At 33.9% G+C, this 23,675-nt stretch carries 15 protein-coding genes; 8 read left to right on the top strand and 7 right to left on the bottom strand.

Going from position 1 to position 23,675, the window contains the following annotated elements; translation table 11 throughout:
• Positions 1-53: 53 nt before the first annotated feature.
• Positions 54-521 (bottom strand): MaoC family dehydratase, encoded by a 468-nt coding sequence (locus A8B35_RS07180; RefSeq protein WP_075602614.1) that lies wholly within the window; start codon positions 519-521, stop codon positions 54-56.
• 201 nt (positions 522-722) lie between these two features.
• On the opposite strand from A8B35_RS07180, the gene A8B35_RS07175 reads away from it, so the two are divergent.
• On the top strand, positions 723-2,690 hold the full coding sequence (locus A8B35_RS07175) for an OmpA family protein (protein WP_075602613.1): 1,968 nt from the start codon (positions 723-725) through the stop codon (positions 2,688-2,690).
• Positions 2,691-2,770: 80 nt separating this feature from the next.
• Here A8B35_RS07175 and A8B35_RS07170 read toward each other — a convergent pair whose 3' ends face one another.
• On the bottom strand, positions 2,771-3,172 hold the full coding sequence (locus A8B35_RS07170; RefSeq protein ID WP_075602612.1) for a response regulator: 402 nt from the start codon (positions 3,170-3,172) through the stop codon (positions 2,771-2,773).
• A gap of 336 nt (positions 3,173-3,508) precedes the next feature.
• Here A8B35_RS07170 and A8B35_RS07165 point away from each other — a divergent pair, with 336 nt between their 5' ends.
• The 3 genes from A8B35_RS07165 to A8B35_RS23265 all read left to right on the top strand — a co-directional run bounded on the left by A8B35_RS07165 (position 3,509) and on the right by A8B35_RS23265 (position 7,515).
• Positions 3,509-6,268 (top strand): serine hydrolase domain-containing protein, encoded by a 2,760-nt coding sequence (locus A8B35_RS07165; RefSeq protein ID WP_075602611.1) that lies wholly within the window; start codon positions 3,509-3,511, stop codon positions 6,266-6,268.
• 122 nt (positions 6,269-6,390) lie between these two features.
• Complete coding sequence (locus A8B35_RS07160) at positions 6,391-7,227, top strand: hypothetical protein (protein WP_075602610.1); 837 nt, start codon at positions 6,391-6,393, stop codon at positions 7,225-7,227.
• A gap of 147 nt (positions 7,228-7,374) precedes the next feature.
• Positions 7,375-7,515 carry a hypothetical protein gene (locus tag A8B35_RS23265; RefSeq protein ID WP_171973169.1) on the top strand — a complete coding sequence of 47 codons (141 nt, stop codon included), beginning with the start codon at positions 7,375-7,377 and terminating at the stop codon, positions 7,513-7,515.
• Positions 7,516-7,669: 154 nt separating this feature from the next.
• Here A8B35_RS23265 and A8B35_RS07155 read toward each other — a convergent pair whose 3' ends face one another.
• Positions 7,670-8,776, bottom strand: a complete 1,107-nt coding sequence (locus tag A8B35_RS07155) for a hypothetical protein (RefSeq protein WP_075602609.1) — start codon at positions 8,774-8,776, stop codon at positions 7,670-7,672.
• Positions 8,777-9,231: 455 nt separating this feature from the next.
• A complete protein-coding gene (locus A8B35_RS07150) occupies positions 9,232-10,536 on the bottom strand; it encodes a M18 family aminopeptidase (RefSeq protein WP_075602608.1) in 1,305 nt (434 codons plus the stop codon).
• Positions 10,537-10,867: 331 nt separating this feature from the next.
• Here A8B35_RS07150 and A8B35_RS07145 point away from each other — a divergent pair, with 331 nt between their 5' ends.
• From A8B35_RS07145 to A8B35_RS07130, 4 genes are all read left to right on the top strand, one after another.
• The gene (locus tag A8B35_RS07145) at positions 10,868-13,231 is read left to right on the top strand and encodes a type IA DNA topoisomerase (protein WP_075602607.1); all 2,364 of its coding nucleotides are present in this window, start codon (positions 10,868-10,870) and stop codon (positions 13,229-13,231) included.
• Between the two features lie 317 nt (positions 13,232-13,548).
• Positions 13,549-15,648, top strand: a complete 2,100-nt coding sequence (locus A8B35_RS07140; RefSeq protein ID WP_075602606.1) for a WG repeat-containing protein — start codon at positions 13,549-13,551, stop codon at positions 15,646-15,648.
• 91 nt (positions 15,649-15,739) lie between these two features.
• Positions 15,740-17,800: a hypothetical protein gene (locus tag A8B35_RS07135; protein ID WP_075602605.1), complete on the top strand. Its 2,061-nt coding sequence runs from the start codon at positions 15,740-15,742 to the stop codon at positions 17,798-17,800.
• Between the two features lie 54 nt (positions 17,801-17,854).
• Positions 17,855-19,894, top strand: a complete 2,040-nt coding sequence (locus A8B35_RS07130; RefSeq protein WP_075602604.1) for a WG repeat-containing protein — start codon at positions 17,855-17,857, stop codon at positions 19,892-19,894.
• Between the two features lie 70 nt (positions 19,895-19,964).
• Here the strand turns inward: A8B35_RS07130 and A8B35_RS07125 are convergent, their stop codons facing one another.
• From A8B35_RS07125 to A8B35_RS07115, 3 genes are all read right to left on the bottom strand, one after another.
• Positions 19,965-20,534 (bottom strand): class I SAM-dependent methyltransferase, encoded by a 570-nt coding sequence (locus A8B35_RS07125; protein WP_083634358.1) that lies wholly within the window; start codon positions 20,532-20,534, stop codon positions 19,965-19,967.
• A 133-nt stretch (positions 20,535-20,667) separates the two neighbouring features.
• The gene (locus tag A8B35_RS07120) at positions 20,668-22,329 is read right to left on the bottom strand and encodes an alpha-amylase family glycosyl hydrolase (RefSeq protein ID WP_075602603.1); all 1,662 of its coding nucleotides are present in this window, start codon (positions 22,327-22,329) and stop codon (positions 20,668-20,670) included.
• A 388-nt stretch (positions 22,330-22,717) separates the two neighbouring features.
• A complete protein-coding gene (locus A8B35_RS07115) occupies positions 22,718-23,311 on the bottom strand; it encodes a sugar O-acetyltransferase (RefSeq protein ID WP_075602602.1) in 594 nt (197 codons plus the stop codon).
• Positions 23,312-23,675 lie beyond the last annotated feature (364 nt).

The following is a 23,675-nucleotide window of genomic DNA, read 5'->3' as shown; positions in this document are numbered from 1 at the left end:
AAAAGTATATTTTATGATGTTTAAAAGGAAAGAACTATCCTTTTAAGTTTACATTAATCGTTAAAATGATAAAGGAAAACTATCTCACCAATAAAAGCGGGTTTTTTATTTCCTTCAATTTCCATTTTCACACCAATTGTTGCTTTAGTAACACCACGTAGGTTAACCACATCATTAACTTTTGCAACAAGTCTAATTTTAGACTCAACAATAACTGGCTGATTAAATTTTAGATTCTCAACGCCGTAATTTACTTGTAGTTTAATGTTTTTTACATCAGCAATTTGCGACCATAAGTGTGGCAATAATGAAACCGTTAAATATCCATGCGCAATGGTATTGCCAAATGGAGATTCTTCTTTGGCTTTTTCTGGTTGCGTATGTATCCATTGGTGGTCAATGGTTGCATCAGCAAATAAGTTTATTTGTTCTTGTGTTATAGTGTGGTAATCCGACTTTCCAATTTCACTTCCTTTAAGCGCTTCAAGTTCTTCAAAGCTGCTAATAACCGTCTTGCTCATATGTGATCTTTTTAATAACAAAATTAAAATTCAGGCCAAATATACGCATTTTGTTTACTTCTGTTTAATAATTCTAAAATATATACTCGCTAGTTTGAACCATATTTAATGATTTTTATCAGTTAAATATAATGCAGAAGTTGATTGTGGATAGTGGCTCAAATAAGTTACTTTTACAAGCTAAATCTCAAAAATAGCATAATGCGCATCAGATTGTTTTTATTCATCAGTTCACTAGTATGTATTCAATTGCTTAATGCCCAAAGTTTAACTACTAAAAACAAGAAGGCGGCTTCGTTATTTCAAAAAGCCACATCATTTTATAGTTCCGATAAGTACAACCTAACTATTCAAGCATTAGATCAGGCTTTAAATAAAGATGAGAATTTTATTGAAGCCTATTTATTACTTGCAGATGTTTATCACCAGCAGGAAGATTTTGATAGCGAGAAGTCTTCATTGTTAAAAGCAATAGAAATAGATAGTACTTTTTTTATAACAAGTTATTTTAATATAGGTGTGGCTTCATTTCATATTAATGAGTTTGATGAAGCTAAAGTTTGGTTTGAGAAGTATCAAAGTAAAACTCGAAGCAAGCTTTCTAAACAAAAGGCAGATAGGTGGATTGAGAAAACTGCTTTTGTAAAAGAGATTATGAATAAGCCAAAAGTGATTGAGCCGCAAAATTTAGGATTGGAAGTAAATAGCCATTACGATGAATATTGGCCAAGCATCACTGCTGATGAAAATGTTTTAATATTTACGGTATTAGCGCCAAAGGATACCGCAAGATTAAATGCCGGAAGTTTACCCAAAACAGCTCAATATTTTCAAGAAGATTTTTATAGAGTGATAAAAGATGAAGAGGGTAATTGGGCTTCGCGCGAAGTATTACCATCTCCATTAAATACAGAGAGTAACGAAGGCGCACAAAGCTTATCAGCGGATGGTAATTGGATGTTTTTTACTGCATGCGGACGAAAAGATTCTAAAGGTAGCTGTGATATATATTTTAGTAAAAAAACAAAATATGGATGGAGCGAGCCAGTAAATGTTGGTTCACCTGTTAACTCACCGTACTGGGAGTCGCAGCCTTCATTCTCTGCTGATGGTAGAACCTTATATTTTACGAGTAATAGAAGTGGTGGCTTTGGCGGAAAAGATATTTGGCGTGCTAAAGTTATCGGTTATCGCGAAGATGGAAGTCCTTTTTTTGGTAAGCCAGAGAATTTAGGGCCTAATATTAATACACAACAGGATGAGAATTCACCTTTTATCCATCATGATAATAAAACCTTATATTTTTCAAGTGAAGGATGGCCTGGATTGGGTAATATGGATCTTTTTGTATCTCGTAAGGATGAGAATGGCAAATTTGGAGAGTCTGTAAATTTAGGATACCCAATTAACACTACTGATGACGAAATAGGTTTAATTGTTACCGCTAGTGCGAGAACAGCCTATTATTCTTCGAGTAGATTTGATACTTCATTGGGCGGTAAAGATTTGTATAGTTTCACCCTTCCTGTTGAACTAATGCCAAATCCGGTATCTTACGTTAGAGGTAAGGTGTTTGATAATAAAACCAAAGAGCGTTTACAGGCTAATTTTGAATTGAAAAATATTGAGACAGGAGATTTAATAGTTGAAGCTCTATCTACCGATTTTTCAGGTGAGTTTTTAGTTTGCTTGCCTACTGGGGCAGGTTACGCATTAAACGTATCTAAACCTGGTTACTTATTCTATTCTGATCATTTTGATATGAATGAGCTATCATCAGCTGAAAACCCATTTGAACTGAATGTTTATTTGAATAAGATTGAAGTAGGTCAACAGATAATTTTGAAGAATGTATTCTATCAAAGCAATAGCTTTCTACTCAAAGCCTCTTCTCATGTTGAACTGGATAAGTTAAACGCCTTTCTTGCTGAAAATCCTGATTTGCAACTTCAAATTACAGGACATACAGATAATGTTGGTGGTGAAGATTATAACAGAACTTTAAGTAAAAATCGTGCTGAACAGGTTTATAATTATTTGGTTAAAAAGGGAATTGATAAAGCACGATTAAAGTATAAAGGGGCCGGAATGAGTCAGCCAATTGAAAGTAACGATACACCTGAAGGAAGAGCTAAAAATAGACGAACAGAAGTGCAAATTATAGAATAATCCCGAAGAGATTGTGTATCAAAAATAAGGAATAGTAGTGCAAAAAAAAAGCCATTCTGTTAAGAATGGCTATATTTTATTTACTTGTTTAAATATTTTGAGAGTGTTTCCATCAATATTTGTAGCCTTATTGGTTTTGCTAGATAATCATCACAGCCTACTTCTAAACACTTTTCCCTTTCGCCCGACATTACGTGAGCTGTTTGTGCAATAATAGGAATACTAGAATTAATTTTTTTTATTTCCTTGGTTGCAGTGTAACCGTCCATTATGGGTAATTGAAGGTCCATTAAAACCAGATCTATTTCGTTATTCTGAAACATATCAACAGCTTCTTTACCGTCTTTTGCCCATAAAATTTTGGCACTGGTTTTTCTTAACGCAGCATCAAAAAAAATCTTGTTTGTGTCAACATCTTCCACAACAAGAATAACTTTTTTACCCCAATCTTGATTAAGGGAACTGCTAATATTTTCACTCATAGCGTGTTAATTTCAGTAATCTTTCATTAATTATGAATAACTAAAGTAATCTTTGTTTATTTATTTACCAAATTATTTGGAACAATTGATTTTAGTAGCTTTTTACTTAATTGCTAAGCTTATAGAATCAGATATAAATATTAGTTTCAATAAAGAATACAATTAATTACGTAATACAATGCTATTAAAACTAGTAGGTTAAATGTTTTGTTCATATTAATTGCTTTTTTTCTGCGAAAGCTATTGATGTTCTCGAGCTAAAAAATTAATTTTGGTTTCCTTTCGGTGTTATTATAACAGCAGGATGATAGGGAAGAACATTGAGAGATAAATAAAATGAGAATAGCCAAATTGAGAAAACTATATATTTGCTTAATTATACTAGTATTAAGTGTATCCTACTCTAAAGCAAATAGTCTTCCTGAGTTCTATAACGCTACTGTAGATTCAATTTACGATATATTAAGTTTAGAGGATAAGATCAGCTGTATTGTTATAGCAAAAGAAGACTCCTTTAATTTAAGTCTACAATCGTTGGTTTGTAACCATAGTTCTTTTGTTGATTCATGCAGAAGCGAGAGGGTATGGGCAAATGTTGATCATCTGCTAAACGATACGGTAAGTGGAACTTCTATAAACAAGAACCTTGTAAAATCAGCATTAATAAGAGGCGATAACTCCGAATTATTGTCATTATTTAATCAGTGGTTGGCTATCTCAGATAACAATGGTTTTTATTATGATATAGACTCACCTTACGCACTCTTATTTGCTAATACAGATGTTTCATTACTGAGCTATTTTTATGTTCCTTATGGAAGATTATTAAGTCCTATTATAAGCGAAAATAAGTTTGACGATTATTTTTCTGTGGATGTATATCAATATCCATCAAAGGTATTGAGTTCCCATAAAATGAATCGCCTCGAAAATGAGTTTAATCAACAGTATTCAGATAGTCAATCTTTTTCTATTCTTGAGGGTACATCATGGTTAAATTACGAGCGATTAATGGAAGAAAGAAATTCACCATCAGTGGAAACCGTTCTTTCTCAAGGTGCTATTTTTGTTTCAAAAAATAAAAAGGAAGTACAAGAAGACTTACTACGTTTAATAAATAGTAAGGTGCTTGATGAATCGCAAATTGAATTTAGCTGTAAAAATAGTTTGTTGCAGCAGTATTTATATAGTAAGGATAAACTTAGCAAAACAACAAGTTGCAATCAAACTCAATTATCTGAAAATATAAATATTAGAATAAAAAGACAAGGGAGTATACTCCTTGAAAGTGATGGAATTATACCAGTAAATAAATTATCGGAACGAAAAATAGCAGCGATACATTTAGGCAGCGAAAAAGAAACGCCTTTTTTGAAGATGCTTAAACATTATGCAAATATAGAGTCGTTTAGTGTGGATGAATTATCTGATAATAAAACAAAAAAGCTCTCGAAAAGTATCGCTTCGAGCAATACTATAATATTAGCAATAACTGAGGATTGGTTACAAGCTTACAAAGTAAAGAAAGCGAATGGGAAGTTAAAACAACTATTAACGAATCATGATGTGGTAATTTCTTATTTTGGTGATGGTACTTCTTTAAGTAAACTAACTAATGCCGTAAAATATAATGCACTTAGCATGTCATTTGAGGCAGATACCTTAAGTCAGGAGTGTATGGCTCAAATGATAATGGGAGGAATTGGAGGCAATGGAATTTTACCCTTTGATATTGATAAGAAATTCGTATTTGGCACTGGTGTTAAAACAAATAAGTGTCGCTTATCTTACGCGCCAAGTTATTATGCTGCAAACACGGATTCGTTAGCAAATATTGATAAAATCGTTTATAAAGCAATTCGTGAGAGAGCTACGCCTGGTTGTCAGGTTTTAGTAGCAAAAGGAGGAGATATTATTTACAATAAATCTTTCGGATATCATACCTACGATAAAAAAACACACGTCAATAATGCCAACTTATACGATATTGCATCTATTACAAAGGTAACGGCGAGCATACCTTCTTTAATGAAAATGTACGATGAGGGAATCCTTCATCTTGAGGATAGTTTAGCCATGCATCTTCCACGAATGGAAGGAACCAATAAATCAGGTATGCAAATTGGCGATATGTTAGTTCATCAAGCAGGTTTACAAGCTTGGATTCCATTTTATATGCGTGCTCTTGATTTAGAAAAGGTACGCGGAAAACTATATAGCAATCGATATTCTGCCAATTATAATATTAGGGTTGATAAGCATTTGTATATGAATAAAACGGCGCGTTTTAGAACCGATGTTTTTAGAACTACTAAAACAGCTCAGGCAAATGTAAAGGTGTGTGATAAAATGTATATGAATAGTGACTGGATTGATAGCGTTAAAATAGCTATTGATACCTCTTCAGTTCGTTTACCTGCAAAGTATAGATATAGCGATTTGGCATACTATTACTATCGTGAAATTATCGAGCGTACTTATAATAAACCTTTGCAAGATTTTGTTCAAGATAACTTTTATAAAAATTTAGGAGCAGAAAGACTGACTTATTTACCTCTTGAGAAATATTCGAAGAAAGAGATTATGCCTTCAGAGAATGATTTACAATGGCGTAAAGAAGTAGTTCAAGGGTATGTTCACGATCCTGGTGCGGCAATGTTAGGTGGTGTTGGAGGACATGCTGGTTTGTTTGCTAATGCAGAATCTTTAGCAAAAGTATACCAAATGTATTTACAACAAGGAAGTTATGGGGGGGAGCAATACTTTAAGCCAGAAACAATCGAATTATTCACTTCTACTTATAAAGATGGCAATCGTCGTGGTTTAGGTTTTGATAAACCAGAAACAGACCCAGAAAAAGCAAGTCCATCGTGCCCTGAGACTTCAGCAAGTTCCTATGGGCATTCAGGCTTTACAGGTACTTTAGTTTGGGTTGATCCTGAATACGATCTCATTTATATCTTTTTGTCAAACAGAGTGTATCCGCGTCAGTATAACAAAAAGCTAATTACAAGTAACGTGCGAACTTCAATACATTCAGCTATCTACCATTCTCTTCCTGAGTTTTGGGAGCGAAATAAAATTATAGATAAGTAATTCTATTTTCCAGGTTTATTATTTTGTAGTATTCTGATAATCTACGTAGTATGTGATTGTTGGTAACTATTCTCATATTATTCTTATCTTTGATCTATTATTGATATTAAAAGAGCTTGAATATGAATCAGGATGAGTTAATTATTAATGACGAAAGATGTTTTAGGATAGATGGTTTTGAGAGATACCATGTAAGTGAATCGGGACGCGTTTACAGAACAGAAACAGGTAAACCCAGAACTTGGCGAACGAAAGGGCGAATATATATAAGTGAAAATCAAGTTCATTTTGATACCAGAAATAATTCAGTGCGCCGTGGTTACGTTAGTTTAACAGATACTGAAGGGAAGCTCCATAATGTTGAAGTAGCCCCTGTTGTTGCATTAGCCTTTGGGGTAATTAAGGAAAAACTAAACAAAAAAAAGCAAGCCATTGTATTCAAAGATGGAGATATACGAAATTTGCATTTTACTAATTTAGAGGTAGGGGAAAGAAAACCCAGTAACAGTAAACTAAGCAAAGAAGATGTAAAGCATATTAAGAAACAGATTAAAATGGGTATTCCATTAAGAAAGATTGCTTGGTTTTTTAGTGTGTCTGAAATGCAAATTAACCGAATCAAAACCGGTGAAAATTGGGGAACAGGTAAGCGTAAGATTAAAGCTCCTCAAGCTCCGTTTGAGATTGAAGATGGTAGAATGCGTAAGTATATAGCCACCTTTAATAAAAAGAAAACTGCGACAAAGGTGAAGAAACCTTTTGCAGTTAAAAGAAACGCCCAGAAGCCTACTGATAATACAATTGTGGGTATTGTAGATGGATACAAACTATGGATAAAACACTCTAACATAACCAGAGCAAGGCAATTGGTTGATAAGTTAAACGACTATTTTTTTAACGATACAAAGAAGCCGATTAAAGAGAGCGGAGGTATTTTTAAGGATTGGACAGAAAAATAATTACATACCCACCAAGTATAACCTTCTTCTCAGCTACTATTTACCCAGAATCTATAGTTTTTGTAAAGGGTCTAATCTCTAATGTAATATTGGCTCAATGTTGGTAGTTACTAATACGCGCTTATATGGTTTAAAACTTAGGAAAAAATGTCTACCGAGCTTGCAAAAATGTCTACCAAGGAGGAAATAATGTCTACCGAACACGAAGAAGTGTCTACCAGACAGGAACGAGACTCTACTAGACAGGAAGGAGTGTCTACCGAACTCGACATTGTACCTACCGATTAGGAAGGTGACCGATTACAAGTGAGTAATTTGACCTTCCCTAAAATAGCTTGACAGATTTTTACTTTATTTTGAAGATATTACAGCTAGCAATTCCCTAAAATAAAAAAATCTCAAAACCATTGGTTTTGAGATTTTGTATATTATATATTACAATTTATTCACACACAGCTACATCAAGGTGTATCGCATAATACATATAATCACCCACCATCACAGATAAATCTGTTCCTTTGTATGAGAAATGTCCTCCTGAAGGTCTACTTGTAGGAAGCGTATCATATCCTTGAATTTTAACGGATTCACTATCATCTATTAAAGACATATAATTACCAAGTACAATATTAATTTTACCATCTACATATTCTACATAAGCTCCGTCTACTGCATATTGGCCTGCATATATTGCTTGCTGTCCTCCAACTGAGGCGTCATAATAAAACCACCAAGCAGAACCATTTCCCTCGGATGTACCTCCCCATGCTGTTTCTAAACGACAATCTCCACACCATTCAGATGGTAATTCAAAATCAAGATCATAAATACCATCAGGAAGCACGTCATTAGGTAGATCAGGTAGGCTATTGATATATACTAAGTCATCTTCAGTTATTCCCTCTCCATTAGTTACATGCCATACAATCTCTTGTAATTCCTCTTTAACAGTCTCGTAAAACATTGCTGCACCCTCTCCATAATAAAGCATATAGTCTTCATAATTGATCATTTTGCCTTGAAGCGCATTAACTAGTTCTAACATAACCTCCGATTGAGTTACACCCAATAATTCATATGAGGCACTATAGTCTGAATCACTTTTACCATAGTTTAAGCAGTATAAATATATAGTTACAATTCTTTCTTCACCAGGCGATAGGCAAATAGCTACAGGTGCTAGTAATATACCGTTCTGATAGCCTGTTAGATTTACATCAAAAACCGATCCTGCTCTAAAAAAGGCGGTTCTCCATTTAAATAGATTATTATTTGTAATTGTTAGTGTAATGGTAACTAAATCTCCAGAACCTTGTGCTACCCCTTCAATAACCACATCATCGGAAATAGATTTCATTACATCTCCAACGCCAGTTATTTTCCCGATTGTAAGGTCTTGGTGGAAACTATATTCTTGAACCTCGAGTGTACCTGCTGAGTCCCCCATTCCGGGAATTTCACCTGCTACTTCTAATTTTTCTTTATTACAAGAATTAAAAACCAATCCGATAGTAGCTATAATTAATAACAGTCGTCCTACATTCTTCATCTCTCTATTTTTTTGTTATTGCTTAAACTTTATTGCTTAAATAAATGTATGGAGATATTTATAAAGGTTAAAGGCTTGAGCTATTTAGATAAATAGATAAGTGACCGACGGAGTTACACTTATTCGTGGTGTGTCTCTGTAAAGTATTGTTGAATTGTGATTTAGCTGTGGTTTTATTCCGTAGTTAGGCTATGTCCTAGAACTTTGTTATTTGATAAATGATATTATCGAGTAGGTAAGTATGCAAAATTGCCTAATGAAATTGTTTCCATGTTTATGGAAGTAGTTTTAATATAGTACGTTAAGGATAATATTATTCCTTTACCAGAGTAAGGGTAATAAGAGGCCTAGTTTAGCTTGCGAGTTGAAATATTAGTTGAAGAGTTTATTATAAGAAAAAACGCCAAGTACAAATTACAATACTTGGCGCTTTCTTTAATACTATGCTTAGTAAGCTATTTTAAATTATAAAATGTTACAAACGATTTTTTAGTATAGGTATGGTCGCTAACTCCGCCAAGTTCACGTACCGAGTGCATGGCAAGCATTGGGTTACCCATATCAATAGTTCTGATATCTATTTGCCCGGTTGATACATTACCAAGAGTTGAACCTCCAACTAAATCCGATCGGTTTACAAACTTTTGATAAGGTACATCAGCTTCTTTACAAATCATCTCGTACACTGCACCTGAATCTCCATCTGTGGTGTATTTTTGGTTGGCATGTATCTTTATTACCGGACCGCCATTAATAATAGGGTGTAATATAGGATCATGTTTTCCCGCATTGTTAGGATGTACAGCATGAGCCATATCTGCCGAAATCATAAATGAGTTATAAATCATTTGAAAGTATTGCTCTGTGTTATTTCCTAAAGCAAAGTTAATTCGTTCTAATATGTTTTTTAGTACGGGCGAACCTGCACCTTGTTTTGTTCCACTTCCAACTTCTTCGTTATCAAATACACATAACATTTGCGTTGTTTCAGTATTGTTGCTTTCTAATAAGGCTTTGGTGCCCGCATGAACCATTGCTAAATCGTCAAGTTTTCCTGAGCTAATAAACTCATTATTGAGCCCCATAACACAGCCTTTTTCATACTCAAATAATGTTAGGTCAAAATCAATTATTTCAGCAGCATCTACCTTTAGCTCTTCAGCAATAAGGTTTAATAAATAATTATCCTTTTCAAGCTTATCGTTTAGCATCCCTAATAAAGGAAGCATATCTATCTGTTTGTTTAAGGCAATACCATCGTTAACCTGTCTGTTAAGATGAATGGCTAGGTTTGGAATTGTCATTAAAGGTCTGTTGATACTAACAAACTTTGTATTGGGGTTTAGTATATCATCGCTCTTTAAGCTTACTCTACCGGCAATTGATAGTGGGCGATCCATCCAGGTCATTAAAATAGGGCCACCATACACTTCGGTATTTAGCTTTAGGTATTTTCCTTCAGCTAACATTTCGGGCTGAGGTTTAATTTTAAAACCCGGAGAATCACTGTGAGCACAGATCATTTTTATACCAGTTTCTGCAATATTCTTTTGTCCAATTGTAAAAGCAAATAATGCGGAATCGTTTTTTGTTGTATAGTATTTTTTTCCTGCCTCAAGTTTCCAAGTGCTGGTTAATGGTAGCTCGGTAAATCCTTCAGAATTAAGCGTGGTCTTTAAATTACTTACCACATGGTAAGGCGATGGACTTTCATATATAAAATCGATAAGCTCGTTGGCTAATTGTATTTCTGAACTCATATTGTTGGTTTTAATTTTGTGCAATTTATAAAATGTATGTGTAGTTAATTACGACTATCATCATATTAATGCCTGAATCGATGTTTTTGTTCATGGTATCATTAATAGTCAATTCTAACTTAAGACTGAGTTAATTGATTTAAATCGAACTAATACCATGAAATTACTAAAAAAGGAATCCTAATGTTACTAATGCGGTCTGTATAATTCCATTACAAAATGAATCATTAAAATTTAAATTTGTTGGGGAATAAAGCCTGCAGCTTATTTGCTCAAACTGCTAAAAAACTTATCTTCGTGCTACTCACAAAATGAAAGGAACTTTAAGAATATGCGTGTTTGTATTGCCGAGAAACCAAGTGTTGCAGGAGAGATTGCCAAAGTTGTTGGAGCATCTAGTAGAAAAGATGGTTATTACGAGGGTAATGGCTATCAGGTAACATGGACTTTCGGACATTTATGCACCCTTAAAGAGCCTCATGATTACATGGCCGAATGGAAACGGTGGAATTTAGTCACTATTCCTATCATTCCCTCTAGTTTCGGAATTAAGCTCATACAGAATCAGGGAGTTGAAAAACAGTTTAAAACCATAGAGCGATTGGTTGGACAAGCTACAGAAGTGATAAACTGCGGTGATGCCGGCCAAGAGGGAGAAGTTATTCAACGATGGGTGCTACAGAAGGCAGGATGCAAAGTGCCATTAAAACGTCTTTGGATTTCATCATTAACAGAGGAGGCTATACGCGAGGGTTTTAATAAGCTATATGATAATGCCAAATTCGATAATTTATATGCAGCAGGTAGTTCGCGTGCCATTGGCGATTGGCTTTTAGGTATTAATGCAACCCGTTTGTTTACCATTAAATACAGTCAGCCAGGTACAGTTTTGTCGGTGGGCAGAGTGCAAACGCCAACCTTGGCTTTAATTGTAAATAGGTTTTTAGAAATTGAGAATTTTGTGCCCAAACCTTATTGGGAGCTAAAAACCATATATAAAGAAGTAACTTTTTCATCAACTCAAGGTAAGTTTGAGAGTAAAGAAGAAGGAAATACAGCACTTGAAAAGGTAAAAGATAAACCTTTTGTTGTAACCGATTTTACGCGTAAGCCAGGCAAAGAAGCTCCACCGCGTTTATTTGATTTAACATCGTTACAAGTAGAGTGTAACAAAAAGTTTGGCCTTTCGGCCGATGAAACCTTAAAGGGGATTCAATCGCTATATGAGAAAAAATTAACCACTTATCCAAGGGTTGATACCACTTACTTGAGTAATGATATTTACCCAAAAATACCTGGCATATTAAAAGGATTGGTCGATTATAAAGAGTTGGTTGAGCCATTGTTAAGTAGTAAGCCACGCAAATCTAAAAAGGTATTTGATGATAAAAAGGTGACTGATCACCATGCAATTATTCCCACAGGTGTTGCACCAGGAAATTTATCGCGCGATGAGAAAATTATTTACGATACCGTTACTCGTAGATTTATTGCTAATTTTTATCCCGATTGTGAAATATCTACCACAACAATTCTGGGCGAGGTTGAGGGTGTTAAATTTAAAACATCAGGTAAGCAAGTAATTAAAGAAAATTGGCGTGTTGTATATAAAGGTTTACAAACCAAAAAGACCAGCGAAGAAAGCATATTGCCTGAGTTTATAAAAGGGGAGAGCGGACCTCATGAGCCTGATTTTCAGCAAAAGGAAACGCAACCGCCAAAGCAATATACTGAAGCAACTTTGCTGCGAGCCATGGAAACTGCCGGTAAGCAAGTAGATGATGAGGAACTACGCGAAGCCATGAAGGAAAATGGCATTGGCCGACCGTCAACTCGTGCCAATATTATTGAAACCCTATTCAGAAGAAAGTATCTTTACAAACAACGTAAAAATGTACTGCCTACGCAGATGGGTATTAAGCTAATTGACACTATTGATAATGATTTGTTAAAGTCGGCTGAATTAACCGGTATTTGGGAGCAAAAACTTCGTCAGATTGAGAAGGGAGAATATCAGATAGTAGATTTTATGGCTGAGCTAAAACAAATGGTTTCAGATTTAGCTTTCCAAGTAAAAAGTGATTACTCTCGCGGTAAAATTATCATAGAAGAGAATGATAATAAACCACCGGAGAAAAAGGCCAAACCAAAGGTAGTTAAAGAAGTAGTACTTACCTGTCCTAGATGTGGAAAAGGCAATATGCTAAAAGGTAAATCTGCGTGGGGATGTTCAGAATATGCCAATGGTTGTAAAACCATTATACCTTTTGAATTTTTAGGCAAAAAGTTTACCGACAAACAAGTTGAGGCCTTAATTCTTAAAAAGAAAACACCTCTTATTAAAGGGTTCACGCAAGGTGATAATAAAGTAAATGGCACTGTAATTCTTAATGCCGATATTCAGTTAGAACTTCAGGCTGAAGCCGCTAAAGAGTTGATATGCCCTAAATGTAAAACGGGTAAAATATTGGAGGGTAGATCGGCTTGGGGTTGCTCAAACTATACCAATGGTTGCCGTGTAGTTATTCCATTTGAATTCTTAAAAAAGAAGCTCAGTAAGAGTAATATGGAAGCCCTTATTTTTAAAGGTAAAACACCTAAATTAAAAGGTTTCTCTCTTTCTGATGAAGAGAAAGGAGTGACTGGATTTATTGATTGGGACGAGAACTTTTCGTTGCGTTTTACTAAAATGTAATTATCCGATAGCTTACATGTTAATTAAGTAAAGAGACTAGATATTTAGCCAGATCAAGATTTATTTATATCGATATACACACGTCCGTTTTCTAACATAAATTGTATTGCTATATTTGCGGTGTTGTATGCTTAGTGTACACTATTTTCATAAAATGATGTCCACCAAATAGATTGTTTCCACAGATGCATATAGCAGGCTAATATTGTTTTATTGAAAATCAAATACCAAAGTACAATTAATCCTATTCTTTTATACCAGTATCCTTGAGCTAGCCTAATACTGGTAATAATATCCAATTATAAATAAGATTATTAATGAACAAAACTTTTACTTTTAATAAAGATCTACTTTTAGTAGGCTTATTGTTTTTATGTGCTATATCATCAAGCGCTCAATATATTATAGAGAAAGATCCCTCGGGCAAATATGGATACAAAAACCAAGACGGTTCTTGGATGATTGAACCTCAGTTTAAGTCAGCAGAACCATTTTATGATGACTTAGCTTTAGTAAAATTACAAACGGGTTATTATTCAAGCAAAAATGCATTAATAAATAAGAAGGGTAATATTGTTTTCCAGAAGGAGGGAGGTGATATTTCAAAATTAAACGCAATTGATGATGAGTCAGAAGTAATTTGGGTAATTACCTCATATAATAATGAAGTAAACGATTACACAATAAACAGTATGCTAAATAATAAAGGAACTGTAATTTTCAGTAACGATTCAGTTCCTCAATACAGAACAGCTGATAGAACAAAAATTATTGCATTTCCTAATTGGTCAACAAATATTGATATTAGTACTGGTAAAGAGTATCAGGAAGTAATTCAACTTCGAGATGGAAAAAAAATAATTGTTCCTCACAAAAAAGATCTTGCTCATGAGCCTGCTTTGTTAATTAATAAAGAGGGGTTGATAGAGGGTAAGTATTTAATGCAGAACACAGAAAAAATAGTTAGTAATAACAAAGCTATAATACTTTCTAAAAGTTCGAATGGATGGTACGATCCAGTATATTCTAATTTATACCTTACCGATTACAAAAATGGTAAGTATGGAATTAAAAGCACAGATGGTGAAGTTTTAGTGTCAACTGTTAACGATAGCATTACATATACTGCACCTGATAGTTATAATAAATGTGGTATCGCTACTTATAAAAATGGAAAAGGTAAAAGATATAATTATTTGCTCCAAGCAGAAATACAATCTGTAAAATGTAACAGCGTTGCTACAAGTAATTACCAAGAGTTTATGGTGTTTGAGGAGAATGGGAGAAATTCGCAGTTAATCGATTTAGCACCCAACTATCAAACCAGGCTATTTTATAATGCAGAACAAAATGAACCCGAGATTACTTCTGATCGACTATCAAAACCATACATCATTAAAAAAGATAAGTTTAACGAACATTACAATAAAATAGACCATCTTATAATGGTTGGCGATTACCTTTTAAAATATGATGCCAATGATTCTACAATCGCATATTTATATAATTTGGTTAACCATACGAGGTTAAACCTCCCGTCTAATCAAAATTTAGATTGGCAAAAAAGCATGTCTGAAACTTATTCAGAGTGCTTTATTGTACCTGAAAAAGACAATCCTAAGAAATATAGTATTGTCAATAAAACGGGTAAGATTATTTCCTTACAAGATTACGAGTATAATAAGATTTATTTCAGAGGCAAGCATGTGTTTTTATCAGGAACAGAGAAAAGTTACATACTCGATGTTGATGGTAACCTCATACTAGAGGTAGACAATTATAGTTGGGATAAGCTTAAATTTCCAAGAGTATCAAGTAAAATTTACGTGCCTTTTAAAGTTAAAGTTGAGGGTGAAGAAAAAATCAAATATGGCGTGTTTGATTTAAGTAAAGAAGCATGGGTTTTTGATATAGATTATGCTAAGGATAATAGAGGAGCATCGATATTATATTACAATTATAGCATTGAATCTAGTGAGTTTAACTATGCACTTATCGAAAAACCAAAATCAAATACAAAGCAGAGTACATTAAATATCTATAATACTGATTCTTGTTTTTTTAGTATCCCTATTGATTACAATCCGGCGCATGAAATTAAAATGAAAAAGAGTTCTAATTACTATATTATCACCTACGGAAACTTTATGGGGGTTGTATATCAAGGCAAAGTACTTCAAGAAAAAATGTATCATATTAAAGATATTGGTAATGAATATTTCATTGGAACTCAAAAAGAGGAGTACACTAAATACTACGCCTTATTTTCAATGAGCGGGCGCTTAAGCGATTTTAAATACAAATCTATTTACTCGTCGTATTATGGTTGTTTTGAGGCTGCCAGATGGGATGAATTACTACAAAAGGATGTAAGGGTTTTATTGGACAAGCATGGCAGAGAGTTGGCTATTTGGTAAGTAAGTTGTTAAAGGTATTAAACCACATCATAACACTTTATCTAGATTGCTTTTTTTTAATAGTCTTATACTTATAGAGATACCATTTCAAATGAATAGAATTAGTTTACAATTGAATCTAATTACCCTTGTTGTTTTCCTACTAAATATATTTTTTACAACAAATATTTCTGCACAAGAGTACCCATTGCCCTATAAAACGTCAAATGGATATTTATATATAAATGAGAAAGGGAAAACTGAGATTAATGAGAAGTTTAAATGCGCATACCATTTTATAAACAATATAGCTATTGTACAAGGAGGAAAAAAAAGAGATTTTTTAACTGGAGCAATAGATAATAAAGGAAAAGTTATTATTCCGTTTTATTATAATGAAATTTCAGAATGTGGCGAGCTGTTAGCTGCTCGTAAGGGGGATAATTACGCGTTTTACAATAAAAACAATGAGTTATTGCTTGGCTTGCAGGATAGTATCTCACCTTCTGATATAAAGGATGGGTTTGTACGAAATTATCGCAATGGTGATTATTCTTATTACCACATTGCTTCAAAACGTTATTTTACTTCTAAAACGGAAATAAATAGAAATTATCCATCTATTTACAGATTAGGAACCAACCAGCAAGATTATATCTTCAACATAAACCATCAAGATAATTTTTGTGCTATTGATACTAAGGTTTATCAAATAAATGTGATGCCTTTTTGTAATGAAGAAATAGTGTTTGTGAAGAAAAGTGATCGTTGGGCTATTCTTAATATCACTAATAACGAATGCAGCGAATTTATTTATACAGCCTATAAAGCGCCGAGCAAAAACAAAATATTTATAGAGGGAATTAATAATGAAACAAGGCATCTCTATAGTAAAAAAGGCGTTTTTTTAGATTCTTTGCCTTTTACACATGAAAATTATCAAACATGTTATTTATATGAACAGTTTCAGGTGCAAAGCTATGGAGAATATAAGACCCAATACTCAGAGTTAATAGCACCGTCTGGCGAAGTGCTGCTAACAAAAGTAAATGGTATAATTAGTCCGATTATGAACTTTGATGGCGAACCTACATTTACAATTAAGAACAAGAGTAATTCGAATCTGATTTATGGAATTTTCAGACCTTCAGATAATAAAGTAGTCCAATGTAAATACCATGAAGTGTTTTTTGACAATAAGGATACAATGTATTTTAATAATACAGAAGGTGCAAGTGGATGTGTAAAATGGGGATCAACAGATACCATTTATTTCGAGAATAAGAAAGTAGTTGATATGGTTAAAGGAAACCCTATATTTTTAGATAAGGACCTAGGGGACCAGTTGGGCAGATATATTCTTGATGAGAATGGAAATAAACAAAAGTGCAATTTAGATTCTAAGTCGGAGAAAGAATTTGAAACAATGATTGCCCGCAATATTGATAAAAGCTACTATCTATTAAACTCAGACCTTAAAGTAATATCAGATAACTATAAAAGCATTACGCGTAAACAGAATGAGAACTTCCCGGGTAAAGATTATTTCATAGCAACATTAGATTCATCGTCATACTTGCTTGATTCAGATGGTAACAAAGTAAAACTACCATCCTCAAACAAAAGGAGTAAGTACATGGTCTATCCTTACAATAAATTGCCAATTATACAGATAGAAAGTGGCTATGAGAAGTACCTTGTTCATATGAAAACTATGGAGACTTTATTTACGGCCGATAATATTTCTGTTATGCATACAAGCATTGAAACACCATTTATCTGGTTAAGGAATAAAGGCGAGAATCCACAACTTTATTTGGGTGCCAAATTGTTGAGTGAAAACAGTCCAGTTCGAAAAGTGGGCGAAAATCCAGTGTGTTATTTATATGGAGATGAGGGAGAAACAAAGTTAATTGATAACAATGCAAATATCTATACAATCGGATGCGAATCGGTGGAGTTTAATAATGAACACCTTTTTATTTTAAGCCACCACAAAAGGTACGATAAAGAAAAGCTATACAGCGTATTTATTAAGCAAACGAGCGAGCAAATATTTTTTAAAACTAAGCCAATTGTCCTCGAGTCGGATAAGCTAATAATAGTCAAACGAGAGGGTAACCCTTACTATTTTACCTTTAATGGCGAAGTGCTTTTTGATCTTAATAATTAAAAATTACCGACCGAAATAGAACAATCATAAGTTGATTAAAATTAAGACCAGAAAATGAAATATATATTTGCACTTACTTTTTTTGCCATACTAACAATATCAAGTGTGGCTCAAAACAACAATAATTATCCCTTTTATAAAAACGGATTGTATGGCTTTAAAAACAAAGCGGGCAAAGTAGTACTAAAAGAAGCTTATAGCAATGTACAACCTAGTAAAGGAGCCGCTTTTATTATTCAAAAAGACTTAGATAAAGGTCTTAACTGGGGAGCCGTAAACAAAAAAAATAAAACTATTATCCCGTTTATTTATGAAGACCTTTCATATATTTCCGAAACAGTTATAGCTGGTTTTGTTCCTAATCAAATTCATCTATTTAATACCAAAGGAGAGCTTCTAGCAAAATACGCCGACGATAAATGGGAATTGATAAAATTGGATACAAATGCTTCGGCACTAGTAGCCAATAAATACAAAACATATTATAATAGGAGGGATAGGTACTACCTTTATCCATTTAATGAAACCTATGATGATTATGAGTTAAAAGAAATCTACAGTGATGAGTTTCCGAGAGAGCTGATAAGAAAAGTGGTTATTCTTACAAACTATCACGAAAAAGGATTTCGCATTTTGGATGAAAAATACAACTCTTTATTCGACCTTAAAATACCGCTCCACTTAAGGTGCATGGATTGGAAATTACCACTCGACCAATTGGTATTTTATTCAAGAGGTGAGATACTTAACCCTAGCTTCCCAAATAAGTTAACGGATAAAGAAATACTTTCTGTTAGAAAGTCGAATAATAGTAATCGCCTTATTGAAATACAAACCAAAGAAGGAATTGAATATTACGATAACTATCTCAATAAAGTTTATAATAGCATTAATGAAGATATTGAGCTTTATAAAAACGATTTTGGCTTATTTAAAGCAACTGAAGATTCAGTCCTTTATATATCATTAAAAACGGGTAAGGTAAGCTCACTTGACTCATTGCAGATTGATAATGTTGAAATGCTAAAAAATGCCATTCTTGTTTCTCATTATAAATCTGAATTTGAAGCAAGTATGCATATATTAAGAGAACAAAACGAAGAATTGTTAGTAGAGCCTATAGAAGCGTTTGAGGCATATATGCCTCCTGCAGGTCTTTATGTAAAGAAAGATTCCTTATTCTGGATAGATTCTCAATATAACTTTGAATATTTTCATCCTAAAAACTGGTTAAAAAGTTCATCTTTAAGCAAACGAGAGCTTTTAATGCTAGATGAATGGAACCATAAAGACTCCGCATCAATTAGAATTATAGGAGAGCAAGGGAAATACATTTTATTTAGTGTTCCTAAGGAAGGAATAGGCTATGTATTTACTACAGATCAAACCTTTGTTTCCACAGTTGATTTAAGTTCAATGCAGAATAATGCATTTGTTGACTATAGCAATGAAAATATGTATTTGCTATGGTATGATTTGCGAAAATTCCCGATCCCCAAGGATTTTAATCTTGTGCCATTTTTAGCAGAATTACAACAAAGTGATCGTGATTTTATTGAATACCAAAACAATATTTATTATCAATATACTAGTAATGGTAAGAATGGTTTAAAAGATGTTTTTACTGATAAGGTAATTATTAAGGCTGCGTATGATAAAATAACAGTGTGTGAAGATTTTGATGAGTTTATAGGATTTGGACAAAAAGGTGAGCAATGGGAATTAATTGGCCTACCACCTTATGATAATATGCTTCTTTCAGAGAAAGCATATAGCCATTTAAGAGCTTATTCAAAGGAGTGCTTTAGGTTCCCTACTCACAAAGTTTATAGGGCCTATAATTTTTACTTGATAGTTGAAAAAGGTAAGGTAACAATGCTAAACCTTGAGCCTACTAACAGAGTAAGTGTTAAGGATGGTTTTCCGTTTCAGGTTTATAATATTGTAAATGAGGATGGTACTTCTGAAACTGTAGTATTAAGTGCTGACTTCAGAATTTTGCACAAGCAAGTTGATGCTTGTATAATTCATGAGTTTCCATACCAGGGTATTATGGTGGAGCGCAATAATCAGATGTTTTATATTTCAGAATGATATTAAACAAACAAAGTCTATGGCCAGAACTAGTTAATACTACTTCTGGCTATAGGCTATGTATACTATTTTAAAGTTTTCGAGCGATAATATAAATAGAATCATTATCCTCAAACTCTTTATATTCTTCTGTACTTAAAATCTCAAATTGTTCTTTGAGTAACTCAGATAAAGCCTCCTCAGTATGTAGGTTTACAAACATGCCGTTATAGTTTTCAGTTCCTTTACCTTTCCAAAAGCTATGGCAAATCACACCATTATCATTAAGTATTTCAGTTTGTCTTTTTATTGATGAAGCCAACTCATCATCCTTAAGGTGGTGCAATACTTTGTTTGAGTAAATGGCATCAAAGTGTGTATCTACTTCTATTGTAGCTGCATCAAGTTGAAGAAAATTACTTTTGGGGAATTGAAGCGAAAGGTGCTTCATAAACTCTTCTGAAAAATCAGAGCCTGTAACCGTGTAATATTTACTCAGAATATTCCAATCGTTTCCCGGACCTGTTCCAAGTTCTAATAACTTTGCATCATCGGATAGGTATGGCCTTAGAGAATCAATTATCTCTATTCCACTCATACCTTTGGTCATATCGATGTATTTCTCTACCTGCTCTTTGTTGCTATAATAATCAGTGCTCATGTAAATACTTTTATAATGATACAATTATAACATCTTATTGTTTTTGAGTGAAGCTATCTATAAAAAAAGAAAACGAGAATACTTTTTTACAAGCACCCCCGTTCTGTTTTTGTTGATGTGATATATTTTATTCCTATAAGGATAATAAAACCATTGTGTATGGAGAATCAATTTCTACTTGTCCATCTGTTACTTTTACTTCTTGATTAGAATAGTAATCAAATAAAATAGTATTCTCGCTGAATACATCGCCAACGCTAATTGTTTTAGGTCCTTTTTCTGCATCTAAGGCAACAATTACTTTGTTGCTATAATTTCCTTTTACATAGTCGCGACTAAATACATAAGGCGCTTCTGATATTTTATTGTGAATACCAGCCCCTACAGCAGGATTCATGGATTTAAACTGACCTAACTTTTGATAATGTAACATTAAGTCTTGGGTTTTAATGCCATTAACCTCTGTGTTGTTTTCAATATCTTCCCAATTCATAAAAGTACGAAGCGTGGCATCACCAACAGCATCTTCTACAATAAGGTTTCTATTGCTTTCGTCACCATAGTAAATTTGACTGGCTCCAGGGGTTAAAAATAGTAGGTTAGCAGTGCGGAAAGATTTCTCACGACTTTCGTCGTATGGTGATCCATCATCATGCGAAGTAAGGTAATTCAGGATAGATTTTCCTTTCAATTCATTTTGTAGAAGAGTTGAATATTTATCAAAAATGAATTCATAATCTTTATCTCCATCACTTTTTAATTCAAAGTTGATTAATGCATCCATTCCGTTGGCATAATAATCAACCATAACTCCACCATTGTCGAACTCACGACCCGATGATATTCCGTAATTATAAACTTCCCCAACCGTGTAAAATGCATTATCATCTAGTACTTTATCTGGGTTGGCGGCTTTCCATTCAGCAAATGCCTCATCAGCAAGAGCTCTTAGTTCTGCCCAAATTCCTTCTTCGGTATGTTTAGCAGTATCAATACGGTAACCGTCAATTCCATACTTTCTAACAAAATCAGTAAGCCATTTCATAATGTAGAAACGTGGCGCACGTGGGTGACCTGTATGTGCAAAAAATGCATTGAGTTCATCCATTTCCTCTTGTAATCTACCTTCTTTTTCCCATTTTTCAAGTAGTGTTTCTGGTAAATCAACATCCGCATTACTTCCTGTTAAAACATCTGGTAGGTTTTCAACTAAAGTACAGTTCACGGTTGTGTTGTAATCTTCATAAGTACAAGCAGGGCCAGTACGAACCCAGTCAGTGCCATACGAAGGGTCTTTATCAGTAATAGGACCTGTGTGATTAATAACCACATCCATAACTACTCTAATGCCTTTTTTGTGAGCTGCTTCAACTAATGCAGCAAAATCTTCTTCAGTACCCCAATTAGGATCTATTCGAGTCCAATCTTTAGCCCAGTAACCATGAAAACCATAGGTACTGCCAGTTCCTTCATCAACAGAGCCATGTATTTGCTCGGCAATAGGAGAAAACCAAAGTGCATTAACGCCTAAATCGTTAAAATAATGTTCTTCTATTTTTTGTGTGATCCCTTTAAAGTCACCACCCATAAAGCCTCTTAATACTCCAGTTTCTTTGGTTCTTTCAAAATTAACATCATTACTTGAGTCGCCATTATTAAAGCGATCTGTTAGCATGAAATAAACATTTGCATTTTCCCAAATAAATGGAGCTTCAGGTATTTCTTTGTTTTCCTTTGTCTGTGAACAGGAGATTGTAAAAAGGGCGATAAGTGCTATAAAAGTATACTTTAGCATAGTAGATATATTAGTTTATTTGTTTTGATTTAACTGATTTCCTATGGTTGATCTGAGTCAAATATAGACATAAAAAGTATGTGTAAAAATGCTAAAACACTTGTATTATAAGCGATTTGATAGGCTTTGTCAGGTTTCAAACGTTTGCGGTAAAGTTGATTTTTTTTACATTTTTTTAATAAATGAGAGCGATATAGAATAGAAGTTGTTTAAAGTTGTATCGAAAATCTGCGAGTAACACCTTGATTTCATTGGCTTCAGCTAATTTTTATTCCGTAGCTACGGCTATGCAATATAAAATTGAGCTTTGCCACTGATAATCAAATTGTCACTCTCGCAATTCCCCTACAACCTTAAACAACTTCATATAAATGGAGATACACTGCAATTAAATGCGAAGTTTTTTGAAATAGTATTGTTTATCCTCATCTGTAATTTCTCGTAATACTTTGCAAGGATTTCCGGCAGCAATTACGTTGCTAGGTATATTTTTAGTAACAATGCTACCTGATGCAATAACAGTATTATCACCAATTGTAATATCAGCATTAACTACAACGTTTCCTCCAATCCATACATTGTTACCTATGGTGATAGGAAAAGCATATTCTAACTCTGTGTTTCTAACTTCGTGGTGAATGGGATGGCCTGCGGCAAATAAACTTACATTGGGGCCAACAAGTACATTGTTACCTATTGTAACTTTTGCGCAATCTAAGATGATAAGATTGTAATTGGAGTAAAAGTTATCGCCTATCTCAATATTATATCCATAATCACATCTAAATGGGGGTTCTATGTAAAAGCTATTGCTTGTTTTACCTAGTAAGGACTGTATAATAGTATTTCGCTTATCAAGCTCCGAAGGTTTTGAGAAGTTAAAATCATATACCTTCTCTTTTGCCAACTGGCGTTCTTTAAATAGTACTTTATCAAAAGCAAAGTAAGGCTTGCCGGCTAGCATTTTCTCTTTCTCAGTCATTGTTCTTCATCTATAGTTTTAACGAATACAATTTAATGAAAAGAAAATGTGTTTATAGTGGGTTTTGCAAAATGCTTAATAAATAGTTTTATAAGCCTATTGCAGATTTGGGCTTAGTAAATATTTTCTGATAAAGAGACGATTTATGCCGCCATACCTCAATTTTGTGAAGGGCTTTAGCAAAAGAAAAAATGCTGGTGACACAGTTTATTGAATAGACCCTGAACAGACTCCTGCAACTCTGCAGGAAGCTTGCATCAGTGACGCAAATCCGCCGTAAAGTTGCAGGAAGCTTGCGTCAGTGACGCAAATCTGCTGCAAAGTTGCAGGAAGCTTGCGTCAGTGACGCAAATCCGCTGCAAAG

This window comes from Saccharicrinis aurantiacus (genome assembly GCF_001660705.2).
Classification (GTDB): Bacteria; Bacteroidota; Bacteroidia; order Bacteroidales; family Marinilabiliaceae; genus Saccharicrinis; species Saccharicrinis aurantiacus.
The sequence above is the reverse complement of the archived record's forward strand: the minus strand, read 5'-3'. Positions and strand labels throughout refer to the sequence as shown.

What these genes read in the sequence shown, in the direction of transcription:
- A8B35_RS07180 (WP_075602614.1), bottom strand. Translation starts at nt 521, where the DNA reads ATGAGCAAGACGGTTATTAGCAGCTTTGAAGAACTTGAAGCGCTTAAA.
- A8B35_RS07175 (WP_075602613.1), top strand. Translation starts at nt 723, where the DNA reads ATGCGCATCAGATTGTTTTTATTCATCAGTTCACTAGTATGTATTCAA.
- A8B35_RS07170 (WP_075602612.1), bottom strand. Translation starts at nt 3,172, where the DNA reads ATGAGTGAAAATATTAGCAGTTCCCTTAATCAAGATTGGGGTAAAAAA.
- A8B35_RS07165 (WP_075602611.1), top strand. Translation starts at nt 3,509, where the DNA reads ATGAGAATAGCCAAATTGAGAAAACTATATATTTGCTTAATTATACTA.
- A8B35_RS07160 (WP_075602610.1), top strand. Translation starts at nt 6,391, where the DNA reads ATGAATCAGGATGAGTTAATTATTAATGACGAAAGATGTTTTAGGATA.
- A8B35_RS23265 (WP_171973169.1), top strand. Translation starts at nt 7,375, where the DNA reads ATGTCTACCGAGCTTGCAAAAATGTCTACCAAGGAGGAAATAATGTCT.
- A8B35_RS07155 (WP_075602609.1), bottom strand. Translation starts at nt 8,776, where the DNA reads ATGAAGAATGTAGGACGACTGTTATTAATTATAGCTACTATCGGATTG.
- A8B35_RS07150 (WP_075602608.1), bottom strand. Translation starts at nt 10,536, where the DNA reads ATGAGTTCAGAAATACAATTAGCCAACGAGCTTATCGATTTTATATAT.
- A8B35_RS07145 (WP_075602607.1), top strand. Translation starts at nt 10,868, where the DNA reads ATGCGTGTTTGTATTGCCGAGAAACCAAGTGTTGCAGGAGAGATTGCC.
- A8B35_RS07140 (WP_075602606.1), top strand. Translation starts at nt 13,549, where the DNA reads ATGAACAAAACTTTTACTTTTAATAAAGATCTACTTTTAGTAGGCTTA.
- A8B35_RS07135 (WP_075602605.1), top strand. Translation starts at nt 15,740, where the DNA reads ATGAATAGAATTAGTTTACAATTGAATCTAATTACCCTTGTTGTTTTC.
- A8B35_RS07130 (WP_075602604.1), top strand. Translation starts at nt 17,855, where the DNA reads ATGAAATATATATTTGCACTTACTTTTTTTGCCATACTAACAATATCA.
- A8B35_RS07125 (WP_083634358.1), bottom strand. Translation starts at nt 20,534, where the DNA reads ATGAGCACTGATTATTATAGCAACAAAGAGCAGGTAGAGAAATACATC.
- A8B35_RS07120 (WP_075602603.1), bottom strand. Translation starts at nt 22,329, where the DNA reads ATGCTAAAGTATACTTTTATAGCACTTATCGCCCTTTTTACAATCTCC.
- A8B35_RS07115 (WP_075602602.1), bottom strand. Translation starts at nt 23,311, where the DNA reads ATGACTGAGAAAGAGAAAATGCTAGCCGGCAAGCCTTACTTTGCTTTT.